General features: G+C 50.2%; 10 protein-coding genes. 9 read left to right on the top strand and 1 reads right to left on the bottom strand.

Translation table 11 applies throughout. The features are described from left to right. The first annotated feature begins 381 nt into the window (after positions 1-381). The 9 genes from OGY37_RS19300 to OGY37_RS19260 are packed head-to-tail and all read left to right on the top strand — an operon-like array spanning position 382 to position 12,300. Entirely contained in the window at positions 382-2,592 is a 2,211-nt protein-coding gene (locus tag OGY37_RS19300) for a sensor domain-containing phosphodiesterase (protein ID WP_063940963.1), read from the top strand. Between the two features lie 45 nt (positions 2,593-2,637). Further along, a complete protein-coding gene (locus OGY37_RS19295) occupies positions 2,638-4,728 on the top strand; it encodes a methyl-accepting chemotaxis protein (protein WP_063940964.1) in 2,091 nt (696 codons plus the stop codon). Next, on the top strand, positions 4,725-5,792 hold the full coding sequence (locus OGY37_RS19290; RefSeq protein ID WP_003825849.1) for a chemotaxis protein CheB: 1,068 nt from the start codon (positions 4,725-4,727) through the stop codon (positions 5,790-5,792). The genes OGY37_RS19295 and OGY37_RS19290 overlap by 4 nt, the downstream gene beginning before the upstream one ends. Next, positions 5,789-7,201 (top strand): CheR family methyltransferase, encoded by a 1,413-nt coding sequence (locus tag OGY37_RS19285; RefSeq protein WP_286621589.1) that lies wholly within the window; start codon positions 5,789-5,791, stop codon positions 7,199-7,201. The genes OGY37_RS19290 and OGY37_RS19285 overlap by 4 nt, the downstream gene beginning before the upstream one ends. An 11-nt stretch (positions 7,202-7,212) precedes the next feature. After that, positions 7,213-9,345, top strand: a complete 2,133-nt coding sequence (locus OGY37_RS19280; RefSeq protein ID WP_286621587.1) for a hybrid sensor histidine kinase/response regulator — start codon at positions 7,213-7,215, stop codon at positions 9,343-9,345. A gap of 22 nt (positions 9,346-9,367) precedes the next feature. Further along, positions 9,368-9,727 carry a response regulator gene (locus OGY37_RS19275; protein WP_008785648.1) on the top strand — a complete coding sequence of 120 codons (360 nt, stop codon included), beginning with the start codon at positions 9,368-9,370 and terminating at the stop codon, positions 9,725-9,727. 17 nt (positions 9,728-9,744) lie between these two features. After that, complete coding sequence (locus OGY37_RS19270; protein ID WP_286621585.1) at positions 9,745-11,421, top strand: diguanylate cyclase; 1,677 nt, start codon at positions 9,745-9,747, stop codon at positions 11,419-11,421. A gap of 11 nt (positions 11,422-11,432) precedes the next feature. Then, positions 11,433-11,957, top strand: a complete 525-nt coding sequence (locus tag OGY37_RS19265) for a chemotaxis protein CheW (RefSeq protein ID WP_003825859.1) — start codon at positions 11,433-11,435, stop codon at positions 11,955-11,957. After that, on the top strand, positions 11,941-12,300 hold the full coding sequence (locus OGY37_RS19260) for a hypothetical protein (protein WP_003825861.1): 360 nt from the start codon (positions 11,941-11,943) through the stop codon (positions 12,298-12,300). Before OGY37_RS19265 ends, OGY37_RS19260 begins: the two co-directional genes overlap by 17 nt. 58 nt (positions 12,301-12,358) lie before the next feature. Here OGY37_RS19260 and OGY37_RS19255 read toward each other — a convergent pair whose 3' ends face one another. Further along, a complete protein-coding gene (locus tag OGY37_RS19255; protein ID WP_003825862.1) occupies positions 12,359-13,981 on the bottom strand; it encodes a serine hydrolase in 1,623 nt (540 codons plus the stop codon). Positions 13,982-13,989: the final 8 nt, after the last annotated feature.

The raw sequence follows: 13,989 nt of genomic DNA, 5'->3' as shown, positions 1-13,989 counted from the left end.
GAATGCCCCTTTCAGGATATTAATGTTGACATTCATGGTGCTTGAGAAGATTTTTTATACGTACTGGTTGGATGTGTTGGGAAACTGACAAAGGTTTTTTTGTTTTTTACGAAACATCAATGAATTAGCGGTTTTTTGGATAGGCGTTTTAGTGATTTTATCCCCACAGGATGTCCATTTTTGTCTATAAATGGGTATTTATTTCCTGATTTGATATGAATAATATGCTCTCTTCATTATAGAACCTTATTTTATTTTCTCAGTGCGCGGTCAATGTTGACAATTTTGCTATGGTTTATCGGCTGACCCAAAAGGATTTGTTTGTGACATTCGAGTCTGGATTAAAGTCCTATTGGTATAGTGCATAGCGGATAAATTGATTTGGACGCAATAATAAATTCAAACACGATAAAAAACATTCGGGAATGGTGCCTGCCACTTGTCTTACCTGGCCTTTTTTACCCGCTGGCACAATATCTTAACGGTTACAGCGTTCTCAATAATACTATTTTAACAGTTTACGATCTCAAGCTAGCCGTATTTTCTGCCGCATTGGTCTTGTTTGGTTTTCGGGTGTTGCCGGGATTTCTTCTGTTCCTGACGGTCATGTTTGTGGTCGGTCCGCAAAATGAACGGGTAGATGCGTTGTGCCTGATCATCGCGTCGACCTTAAGTTATGCAGCGTACCGCAAATTCACCGGCAGACGCAGCTGCGTTAGCTTTGGTCGCATCAAAATTAGCTTTAATCGCCTGGTTTGGCTTTGTGGCTACAACGTCCTGCTGTATCTGGTGTTCAGCAAACTCTTTGCAATGTTTGTCGCCCACGGACAACGCCCCGATGTGGATAACATTCCGGCGTTGAGTCTGGGCATGCTGGTACGTATTCAGGGGATCATCAACGGTTGCCTGACGGGGATCCCTTTATTTTACAAGATTTACCGCATCATTCGTCGACCGTCTTTCCTGTTGACCTTTCTGCGGGCCATTGCCGAACAGTGTAAAGGCAATATCGGCGTCTACGGCGTTGCGTCCTGGTGCATCTTGCTGTTTTTTCTGATGTTTTTCTTAACATCACCGGATAATTTGGATGTTTTTTTCTCTATCTATAGCCTGATCCTGTTATTCCCGTTGATGTTATGGGGAGCAATCAAGATTGGCCACTTGTTCACAATGCTGGTGTGGACGATCGTATTAATCATCTTAGGCAAACATAACGACAGCTATATCGCCAGCGATGTTAACTTCATGCTGCATCAGGCGCTGGTTTCGACGTTGATCTTTGTCTTTTCACTCACCATTGTGATCATGGGGGTACTGGCAAAATTTACCCGTCAGCGCTTTAACCAGGCGCTGCTGCTGGGGCTGACTGACCCGATGACAGGCATGGCAAATTTACGGGCGCTGAAGACGGAGCTATTTACCACTGAACGCGCGACCGTATGTCTGATACAGATCCCTGAGCTGGAGCTTTTTTCGCGTCGCTATGGTTTTCATTTCCGCGCCCGCTACCAGAAGATCCTTGCTGAGCATTTGCGCAGACATCTGGTGAAAAGCGAGAAAGTCTATTACCACGCGGGTTATGATCTGCTCATCCGGCTGGAAAATGGCACCTGGGAGCGGCTATGCGATCTGTATCAGGCCGCCAACAGTTTTCGTCTCTTTTACAACAACCATCGATTGGGTTTTCGCAGTGGTTTGGGCTATTGCCTGATTAACGATCTGAGTGATGACATTTATCAGCTGGTGGGGAAACTGGGCATGGTGGCGGGTTTATCACTCACCAACGGCAGGCCGGAAAACCTTGAGGCGCAGCATAGCCGGATCCTTGGCAACCACATTGTTGATAAAACAGAAATTCGCACTGCGCTGCAAAATGCGCTGGATAACAATGCGTTTGTCCTGATGGCACAGCCAATAGTTAGTACCCACGGTGAAGCGCCGTATCATGAAATATTGATCCGTATGCTTAATGAACGGGGTGAATTTATTCCACCGAACAGTTTCCTGCCGGTTGCTCATGATGCGGGGCTGGCACCGGATATCGATCTCTGGGTTATCGAAAATACCCTCAAATTTATGCGTAACCACCCGCAGCATTGTTTTTCTATTAACCTGGCACCGGTGACGGTATGTCGTTCAAATATTGTCATGAAGATCACCCAACTCCTGCACGACTACGCGGTGGAGCCACAGCGGATTATTTTTGAAATAACGGAAGCAGATACGTTATCAGACAAAGAACAAACCGTGGAAACGCTACGTTTAATACGTCAGCTGGGATGTCGGGTGGCAATTGATGACTTTGGCACCGGGTTTGCGAGTCATGCGCGCTTGATGAACATCGAAGCAGATATCCTGAAAATAGATGGCTCGTTTATTCGACGGATCACCGAAAGTGAAATTAGTTACTACATCGTTGAGTCATTTTGCCGCGTTGCTGAAATGAAAAAAATGCAGGTGGTCGCTGAATTTGTCGAGAACGCCACTATTCAGGCCTGTCTGGAAAAAATGAATGTGGGCTGGTTACAGGGATATCACATTGGCAAACCTACGCCGCTGTTCACGCTCGAATCACAGGGCGCTAGCTCCTGATGACCAAAAAAAGAGTAATTTCTTCTCAGGTAGAGAATAAAAATCATGAGTGACATTATTAAAGTAAAAAATCGAACGGCGAATACCACTAGTGAGGGACCGCGCGCTCGACTATTGTCCTGGCTACACAACATCCATCCCGGTGTGGCGATGAAGCTCGGTATGATTTTGGTTGTTTGTATCGCAACGTTGCTGATTGGCGCCTCTTTTATATTATCGTCTTATCTTTCCAGAGAATTGCAGGTCAATGCGCTGGAGATGATTAAAACCAACACGCGGATATTCCACAACAGTATTTCTAACGAGTTTCAGCGTGTGACTCGCGATGCGGAACATTACAGCAATGTTTATATTAATAATTATCAAAACGTTGCCAATAAACCGCTGCGTTATATGGACTCTACTGAATTAAAAGCGGTGCTGAGCAACCCGAATACCAACTCACATTTCACCGAATTAACCAGCGTATTTGCCAGTACGTTTATTCTGCAAGGCGAGCAATTTGTACGTGTCAGCAGTACGTTACTGGCGAGTTCAGGCAATACGGCAACGGCAACAGCACTAGGGCATGATAATCCGGCGTTGCCGCTGCTTTTGAAAAATAAACCCTTTTCCGGTGTGGTCACACTGTTCGGTAAACAGTTTATTAGTCACTACGAACCGATTGCTGACAAATATGGTCAGGTGGTGGGGGCCGTCGCGGTGGGTTTCGACGTCAAACAGAGTTTGCAACCGATCATTCAGCGTTTGTTGAATGTGCATATTGGTAAAGATGGCTACGCCTACGTGCTGGATGCCGGATTTGAACCCGGTCGTATGTTGGTCCATCCCTCGTTGAGCAACCAGCAGGCAATTAATATTACCGATGCCAATGGTTTTAAGCTGTTTGCCGACATGCTCGAACACAAGAATGGCATCACTTACTACAACTGGGTGAGCGGTTATGGCGCATTGCCGAAGACCAAAGTTGCCGTTTATGAATACGTTGAAGGGATTAACTGGATAATCGCCACCACCAACTATGTTGATGATGTCGCCAAGAGCAGCAATCTGGTGCGTAACGGTCTGCTGCTGTTCACCGCGCTGCTGCTGCCCATCATTTTACTGCTGATTGCTGTGGCCAGTCGTTTCCTGATCTCGCGGCGATTAAACCGTGTCCTGGGGATTGCACAAACCATTGCCGAAGGTGACTTAACGGTAGATGTTCAGGTCGATCACCACGATGAGATAGGCGAACTGCTGAGCGCGGTGGAGATGATGCGTCAGCGTCTGCACTCGTTGGTAGGCGGTATGGTTTCTCATGCAAATTCGGTACATCAGGCATCTTTGCATATTACCGAAGCGGTCGATGGGCAGGCATCAACCAGCGTGGAAACCTCATCTTCAGTAGCTGAAATTACCTCCACCATGGAAGAGCTGTCTGCCTCATCGACACAGATAGCCGAACACTCACGGGCGGTTGTGGATATTGCCAACCAGACGCTCGAGGACTGCAATAAAGGCTCCGAGTCGATGTCGCAATTGCTGATGCGTATGACGGATATTGATACCGACAATCAGCAAAACATGCGTGAAATCATGATGCTCGGTAATAAGTCGACGGAAATCAGTCGCGTGATGGTGATCATTAACAGCGTCGCGGATCAGACGAAACTTATCGCCTTTAACGCAGCGCTCGAAGCTGCCAGCGCCGGGGAAGCCGGTAAGCGTTTCTCGGTTGTGGCGGCTGAAATCCGTCGTCTGGCGGATTCGGTGACGGAATCGACGGTTGAAATTGAAAATAAGATCAGCGAGATCCAAAACGCGATTAATCGTCTGGTGCTGAACGCGGAAAAAGGTGGCGAGAGCATTAAAGCGGGCGCAATTGCCTGTAAAGTCAGCGCCGAACACCTGAACGATATTGTTGTGACTGCCGAGCAAACCTCGACGGCAGCGCTGCAAATATCGCTATCAACACAGCAACAGAAAACGGCGAGTAATCAGGTGGTGATGGCGCTGCGTGAGATCGTTGTTGCCAGTAACTATACCTCGCAATCTATCAAAGACATTCTGGTTGTCAGTCAGGATATGACACAACTGTCGAAAGCGCTGAAAGAGGCTTCGTCCTCATTCACACTGACGGAAACAGATGCATGAATAGCAGCAACATTCGGGTGCTGATCCTCGACCTGGGCAGCGCATCGCGTAATGAGCTGGTCAGGCAACTGGAGGATCACCCGCACATTAAGGTGGTGGGGCAAGTAGCCCATCGCAGGCAGGCGATCCGACTGTTGCAACAGCTGATGCCTGACCTGCTGATTCTGACGCTGGATATTTCGAGCGTCGATAACGTCGAGATCGTGGAAACGATCATGGCAACCAGCGCAATCCCGATCCTTGTCATGAGATTTTGTCCAGAGAATCAATGGGATGATGACTACATTTCCCGTGGTGCGTTGGCGGTGTTGCACCATAGCAGTGATTCACCACTCTCAACGGATGCTTTGCATCGTAAAGTAGAATTATTGGTCGGTGTGAAAGTTATTCGACATATCAAGGGATTACGCTATCCAGGCGAACCGGTAATCCCCACTGCACGACCGATGATAGACGTTGTAAAAACGCCACAGGACTGGCCCTTTGTGCTGGCGATTGCCTGTTCGACGGGCGGGCCGCAGGCGCTCAGTAAGCTGTTGCAGGATCTACCCGGTACGTTCCCGTGCCCGGTACTTATTGCCCAACATATTGCCGATGGCTTCGCGAAAAATATGGTGCATTGGCTGGATAGCGTGACCGATCTGAAGGTGCGACTGGCGCAGGAGGACGATCGGGTGGAAGCGGGGTATGTGTATATATTGCCGCCGGAGCAGCACCTGATCGTCAAAAGCAACCAGCGTTTAGCGGCGATCCCAAGACAGGAAAGCGACGTTTACCATCCCAGTTGCAACCTGTTGCTGGAGTCGGTGGCTGAGGTGTTTCGCGAAAAAGCCGTCGGACTGATTATGACCGGCATGGGCAGCGATGGCTGCCGCGGCATTGAGCTTATTGTCCGCCGTGGCGGAACAACGCTGGCGCAGGACGAAGAAAGTTCGGTGGTATTCGGTATGAATAAGAACGCGATCGACAAGCAACTAATACACCGCACGATCCCTCTGGATGGTCTTGCTGCGGTACTGCTTTCGATGGCTTGCCACGGGCATGTTGAGAGTAAATTGCCATGATCCCTAATCTTCCTGACTATGCGCGCCTGATCAAAGAGCGGGTCGGTTTGCATTTCGATAACGCCATGGAAGCATTGCTGAAAACGGCGCTGGGTCGGCGAATGGCCGAGCGAAAAATCAATGATTACTATGAATACTATGAACAACTGCGTAGCTCGCAGAATGAGTTTGATAGTTTCATCACGCTGATTACGATTAACGAAACCTATTTTTTCCGTGAAAGCGATACGCTGGATTTAATCTGCGATAAATGGATCCCGCGTCTGTTGCAACAGCGCAGCGGCCCGGTGCGTATTCTGAGTGCCGGATGCTCTTCCGGAGAGGAAGCCTACTCGTTGGCGATCAAGCTGCATGAGAAATACCTCGGCGGGATGGCCCAGCGCATCGAAATTTACGGCTGTGATATTGACCCGGCAATCCTGGCAAAAGCCCGCAACGCCTGCTATTCAAGCTACTCGTTTCGTGGCGTCGACCCGAGTATTCAGCAACGCTACTTCACCCGCTCGGGAAACCTCTACCGGCTGCATGATGAGATCCGTGAGAAGGTCTCCTTCCATCGCACCAACATTATAAAAGAACAGTTACTGCCGGAAGTGGACATCATTTTGCTGCGCAATGTATCCATCTATTTTGATACGCCAACGCGTCGCGAGCTGCACAGTAATTTGCTGAAGATGTTGCAACCGCAGGGAGCCTTATTTTTTGGCAATGCGGAAACGCTGGCTAACAATTTCGACATTCTGAAGCTGGAGCAGGAAGAGGGGATTTTCTATTTTTGCCACCATAGTGAAGCGGCAAGGGTTGTGCCTGTACCCAGAGTTGCGGTGCGCATTCCGCAGCCGAGAACGGTGGTTGAACAGGTTCCTCTGGTGCCCACGGCGCAGCAGAGTAATGACTGGCTGAAGAAAGCACGCGCCAGCCTCGATGAAAAATGTTTTTCTGAAGCTGAAAAGTGTATCGCCTGTGTATTACGTGACGATCCCCGTAATCAGGATGCGCTGCTGATCCAGGGGGTTATTGCCCTCGAGCAGCGTGAATTTTCTCAAACAGCCGGAAACGCACAGCAGATCCTCGCCCAGGATGAGTGGTCGGCAGAGGCCAAAATGCTGCTCGGCCTGGCGATGATGTGGCAACACCAGACCCAGCAGGCCATCGCCTGGTTCAAGCAGGTGGTTTATCAGGAACCCGGCTACTGGCCTGCACACTATTATCTGGCTGAAATGTACCGGCAAAGCGAGTTATACCAGCCTGCTCAACGGACTTATCGTGTGGTGATGCAGTTACTGAACGACGAGATAAACAATCCGTCATCGGTTTGTCGTCTGCGTTTGCCAATGGTATTTCCTGGCAATACGTTTCGTTTCCTGTGTGAACATCAACTGGCGCAATTCGCCCATCAAAGTGGCTAATAAGAGCGATTATGGCTATCGATCTGAAAAAATTCGTTCTGCGCTTTATTGATGAAGGGAGAGGTCATTTGCAGACGATCAGCGAAGGGGCGTTTCTCCTCTCCGCTGATGAACATACCGACGCCTGGATAGGTGAGATGTTTCGCGCTGCGCATACCCTGAAAGGGGGCGCGCGGATGCTGAAGCTGCAAAGCATTGCCGATGTCACGCATCATCTTGAAGATGTATTGAGTGAACTACGTGATAACAAACTGACGCCGGACAGGGCGCTGGGCAATCTGATCCATGAGTCTGTGGAGTACCTTTCTGGTCAGCTTACCCAGCTTTTTGTCAGCGAAGGGGATAATCAGTTGCCACCGGCGGATGCCGGGCTGTGCGAACGCCTTGCCCGCGCCAGTCGGGGAGAGGATATCACGCTGACTGTCGAAACTGCCGGGGCAACAGAAAAACCGGTAGTCCCAGCGCCTGCAACACCTTCCAGCATGGATGCCGGTATTAAGCAGGCGGATTTCGTTCGGGTAAAGCTGAATAAGCTCGATGGCCTGATCGACATTCTGGGGGAGGTGCTCGCCGGACATGATCGCCTGGAACAGCAAATACAAAACCTGAGCCAACTGGTACCACGGTTACCGGGATTAAGCGCTGAACAGCTTCGCCAGCAGATCCACGACTTTAGCGCCCAGTTAAAAGAAAGCGTTCAGCTCCAGCATTTGCAGATGTTTGAACTATACGATGTGGCGGCGCGGATCCGTATGCTGCCACTTTCAACGTTGTTTGAACCCATTTCACTGCAGGTCAGCGAACTGGCTTCCACACTGAACAAGCAGGTGGTGTGCCGCTTTGTTGGCGGAGAAGTGGAAATCGACCGCCAGCTCATTGATCGGCTTTCGGAGTCGCTGACGCATCTACTGCGTAATGCCGTCGATCACGGGATTGGTGAGATCGACGAACGTCTGGCGCTCGGTAAATCCACTCGCGGCACGATTACCATCACTACTCAGCAGGACGGCAGCGGGATATTACTGCGTATCGAAGATGATGGCCGTGGTCTGAACTATGAGGCCATCAGCGCGAAGGCGGTCAGTAAAGGTCTGGTTCCTGCTTCAATGGCCGGGCAGCTCTCCGAGCAGGAATGTAATGAGCTGATTTTTCATCCCGGCTTTTCGACCAGCAAGATAGTCTCCGAGCTTTCTGGTCGCGGCGTTGGTCTTGATGTGGTGCGCAAAACGGTGGTGACCGACCTGCAAGGCGATTTGCAGGTTTATAGCCGTCCGGGAGTCGGAACCAGCTTTAACCTGCGGTTGCCTGTTTCGTTAACCATGATGCGGATTTTGCAATTTGAAGAGCAGGGGCACCTTTTTGGACTGGCTGCGCAGTATGTGGTTGAGGTGGTGGAATGCACGCCACAGGGGATCAGCGATATCGCCGGACGTCCTGCCATTATCTTGCATAACGAGTTTATCCCGGTGGTTTGCGTAGGCAGCTTACTGGGCATTCATGAACGCCAGAGCAGCTTTTCAACGCCCGGACAGCGATTAATCGTGGTGCAGAACCAGTACAGCAAAATGGCGCTGCAAGTGGATAAGCTCCTCGATGAACGCAAGATGATGATTAAACCGTTACCGAAGCATATGCAACAGCAGTCGCTGGTCTCCGGGATGGTACAAACACCGGATAACCAACTGGTCAGCATCCTGCACGTTCCCGCGCTGATGGCGATGGCGCAACAATCACGGCAAACCAGTACACCAGCGCCCGCCACGAATGTAACGCAGGATGCCTGGCATGTGCTGGTGGTTGATGACTCACTGAATACCCGTGAGATAGAAAAGAACGTGCTGGAAGCGCACGGCTATCAGGTGACTCTGGCAGAAGACGGGCTGTCGGGGCTGCAAAAAGCGAAACTGACCCAGTTTGATGCCGTACTGACGGATGTCGAAATGCCGTTTATGGATGGTTTCACCTTCACCAAATCGTTGCGTGGGGAGAAAAACTACCAGCATACGCCAATCATCATCGTGACGTCCCGCGCGAAGGAAGAGGACCGGCGACGGGGGATTCAGGTGGGCGCGGATGCCTACATCGCCAAGGGCGATTTCGAGCAGGACAGTTTGATAAAAACATTAAAAATGCTTTTGTGCTGATGGCGCAAAATCGAGAGAGAAAATGCGAATTTTATTAGTTGATGATGATCTTTTTGCGGCTGAACTGGCATCCATATTTTTGCAAATGGACGGCTACGATGTGGTGATTGTGGAAAGCGCGATTTCCGCCCTGGCGTGCCTGGACTCGGATAACAACATCGACCTGGTGATTAGCGATCTGCATATGCCAGAGATCAGTGGGTTGGATTTGCTGGCGCTGTTACGCGCTCAGGATTGGGCTAAGCCTTTTATTTTACTGAGTGCCAATGAAGTAACGGGCAGCGACGCTCTGTACGACCGTTGGGTGAAAAAAGATGAAAACCTCGCGGAAAATCTGGGGGCTGCTGTCAATGCGCTACTGCAACCATCTGCGATTAACTGAATAAGCCTACGTGTTTGATGAAACAAGAAAATAAGCATATAGCGATGGCGGCAGCGCAGGAAAAAATAGCGCGTTTACGGCAGGGGTTTCTACGCCGAATTCCCGACATGCTGGCACAAGCGGAAAGATTACTCGTTCAACTGGTCGCAGAGCCTAGCGAAGCCTGTCGCAAACAGCTACATATCCTGCTGCACAGTATTCACGGTTCGGCAGGGTCCTTTGGCTTTAGCCCGCTGGCGAATGCCTCAGCAGAAGGTGAGCGTTTACTAACAGAGCCGGAAACAGAGCAAAGCACATTGCATTACGATGAGCTGCGTCGAATCATCAGGTGGCTGTACACCCTGACCCAGGAGCAGCTCAATCTTGAACATCGTATCAGCGATACGGAGTTCACATTACCGATCGCCGCACAGCGCCCGGAAGAGGGATATGTTCGGCGGGCCAGTAAGCCTATCTACCTGTGTGATGATGATATTGACCAGGTCGAGCTGCTCGCGACCCAACTGCGCTGTTTCGGCTTTACCTGCCATGTGTTCGCGAACACGCAGGATTTTACTCAGGCCGTATTGTCGCAACCGCCTGCCGTGGTGATTATGGATGTCAGCTTTCCGGACAATGCCTACGGTGGGCCGCTGGCGATGTCGGATCTGAAACGAAAAGTTGGCAAACCTTTCCCGGTGCTGTTCCTCTCGTGCCATAGCGATTTCAATGCCCGCGTCAACGCCATCAAATCCGGCTGTGATGGCTACTACGTAAAACCTGCGTCTATCACCGATTTAGTCCAGGAACTTCATCGCCTGACTCAACCGTCGCTGAAAAAGCCTTACCAGGTATTGTTGATCGATGACGAACCCGCGGTGGCGGAATACAACGCGGAGATGCTGCGCTTGGCGGGTATGGAAGTGCATGTGCTGGAAAAACCTCACTATCTACTGCATGTACTGAATGCGCAGCCGATCGATCTGGTGTTGATGGATTATCACATGCCAGAGTTCAGCGGTGAGGAACTGACAAAACTGATTCGCCAAATACCGCAGCATATTGGCCTGCCTATCGCCTATCTCTCCAGCGAGACCAACAAGCATGCGCAGTTGGGAGCAATGAGCATCGGCGCGGAGGATTTTATCCTCAAACAGAGCGACCCTGAGGAGCTGATCCGCGCCGTATCGATTCGCGCGGAAAGAATGCGCGTCCTGCGTGCCCGCATGTCGCAGGACAGTCTGAGCGGGTTATATAACCACTCAACGACCACCCATTTTCTCAAAAGCGCGATTGCCGAGTCGAACTACAGCGGCAACCCGTTTTGTATGGTGATGGTGGACCTGGATCGCTTTAAAAGTATTAACGATACCTACGGCCATGCGGTCGGTGACCAGGTAATTGTCGGTATTTCGCAGTTGTTCTCCCATCGATTACGCAGCACCGATATCGTTGGCCGTTACGGTGGTGAAGAGTTTGTCATCATTATGCCCAACACCAGCAGTGACAAGGCTGCGCGCGTGGTCGAACGATTGCGCAGGGATTACGAGCAGGTCACGTTTTCCGTTAACGACGCCAGTTTTCACAGTACCTTCAGCGCGGGCATTGCCCAGTGGCAATTTGGCGATCGGATTGAAACGCTGCGCGAGCGTGCCGATCAGGCGCTGTATGCCGCGAAGCAAAATGGCCGTAACACTTTCTGCATTGCCGAGTAAAAGGAGTCAATATGAGCCAACAGCTGGAGCAGATGCTTGCGCTGAACCATGGTGAAAAACCGGAGTGTGAAAACGTTGATGAACCCCAGCGCACGCTGGTGTTATTTCAACTGGCGGGTAAAAATTTTGCCTTCTATGGGGCGCAAATTAAAGAGATCCTTGCTGAGCGCCCGATCTCCTGGGTTCCCTGTTGCGCGCCAATGCTTGAAGGGGTCATCAACTATCGTGGACGGGTGGAATCGGTGATGAGACTGGACAGCCTGATCGATAAACCTACCGTTAATTCGGCAGGTAAGCGCACTATTCTGATTGGATGCGCCGAGAAAATGCAAAGTGGGATCCTGATAGATAAATTGATTGATGTGTTGGAAGTCGCCGAAAGCCAAATTCATTTGCCAGGAGATTCGTTGCCCCCGGCGTTACAAAGCATCGCTGTGGGGGTGGTTAACGTGATGGAAACCTGGTACACGCTGCTCGATCTGAATCTGGTCTTTGAGCGTTATCAGGAGACCAGCGGTTATGACGGCTCCCACTAATTTGGCGGCGGTACGTATTACTTTGGGAGCGCTAACGTTGTATATACCGGCAAACCAGGTTGGTGTGTGCTCGTTAGTGACTCAGGTTGTGCCTGAAATCCCCCGATTTAGCCAATGGCTGGGGATTGCGGATGAGCCGCAGGAGGGATGGCATTTGCATTTGCGCGTCCCTGACAGTGGCGTTGAAACCGGCTGGTACCTATGGGGACAACTTGAGAATGTGATGCTCTCCGGCGACATTATTTTTGCCGTACCTCCGCTTCTGGCGCGTAACTGTCATCTACCTGCGCTTCGTGCCCTGGTGGGCCGCGAGGCGTTTAGCCCGCTATTAAGCTGGCGCTGACACGCTGCGGGAGCTTTAACGGTCCCGCAGCATGAGAAGGCTGGAGTGCTATATCCCGTTACTGGATATAAGCATCAACAGCCCGACTGACCAGCTTAGTCATAAAGTTGTCAATCTTATCAATGGTCTGCTTGTCCTGAAGATCGTAGGTTTTTGCTACGTCATCCAGGTTTTCATAACCGACCCAAACTCGCCCGATCTTATCCTGCCATACGGAGACACGTAACGGCAGATCCAGCGCGACACCCTGTTTATCCTGCATCAGTTTTGTGCCGACTTTAGGGTTACCAAATACCAGGACTTTCGTTGGCCTCAGGTTCATTCCCGCGCCCTCGGCATTTTTCTCGTGATCAATTTCAGTGAATACCGGAACGCCTTCGCTTTTCAGAATGGCTTTCAGTCGGGAGACCGTTTCATCGACAGAGAATTTACTTTCCTGGTTTTTGATCTTCTCTGAATTTAACCCAGAACCCAGCCCGATTTTATAGGCTTCAGCGATATCACGAGCCACCTGAGTCATGTCTACGCCTTCTTTGTTGGTCAGCATTGTCACGCAAACCAGTTCATCACCGGCGGTAAAACGACTCAGATAGGCACTAAATCCACCTGTGGTTCCTTTGATTTCCAGAAAACCAGGATGGCGGGTAAATTCCCAGCCGGCCATGGCAGGCACGACTTTGCCATTTTTCAGTTTTGCCGGGCTATAGATAATGTCGCGCAGCTTTTTGTCTTTAACCAGCGTGCTGCCGGCAAGACCGATATCCCACTTACTGATGTCTTCCGCTGACGACCACAGACCACCATAGGCGTACAGATTATCAGTGGCGATCGCACTGACAGGCGCCAGTTTGTCACCCGCTGCGACGTAACCTGTTGCAGGCTCAACAGGGTTGATCCAGTCAATTTCTGACTTAAATTTCGAATGCTGATTATGTTGCTTATCAGGCGTCGGGCGATCAAGGAATGCTTTCGTTGGCATGTCTTTTGCGAACATGGTGCTTTGCAGACCTAACGGCGCAATTTGGTATTTGTTGACGAAGTCTACGTAACTCATTCCGCTGACTTTCTCGATAGCCATACCTAGCAGGATAAAGTCAGTTGCGCTGGAGTTGATATCCGTGCCGTTTTTAAATTCGAGCGGTTTATCTTTAACAAGATCAACCAGCTGCGCAGGTGTATATTTTTGCTCTTGTTTATAGCCGAAAGATCTGAAATCAGGGATCCCGGATGAGTGCTGCATTAATTCCAGAATCGTAATGTTATGCCAGCTTTCCGGTAGGCCAGGCAAATAAACACTCACAGGAGTATTCAGATCCAATTTGCCTTGCTCTACAAGTTGCATTACTGCGACTGCAGTAAAAGCTTGCGTGATAGGGCCAATTCCCCACATGGTTTTGGTGGAAGCAAGCTCATCATTGGCTGCTGTTGCCAGACCGTATCCCGCTGAGCGCGGAATATAAGGCGCCTGAACAATCGCCATGGATAAACCCGGCAGATTATTTTTCGCCATTACCTCGGCAATGATCTGATCGATATATTTGCCGTTGACCTTTAATTGTGGATCACCACGGTTAACTAAGTAAGTTGTCTCATTTGTATTGGCAGCGGCCAATACCTGAGTAGCTGAAACTGACATGGAAAGTAAAATACATGCCGAAATAACCTTTAACTTAAGATTCATGGAAAAGC

The organism is Citrobacter sp. Cpo030, from assembly GCF_030333005.1.
GTDB lineage: Bacteria > Pseudomonadota > Gammaproteobacteria > Enterobacterales > Enterobacteriaceae > Citrobacter > Citrobacter portucalensis.
The sequence above is the reverse complement of the archived record's forward strand: the minus strand, read 5'-3'. Positions and strand labels throughout refer to the sequence as shown.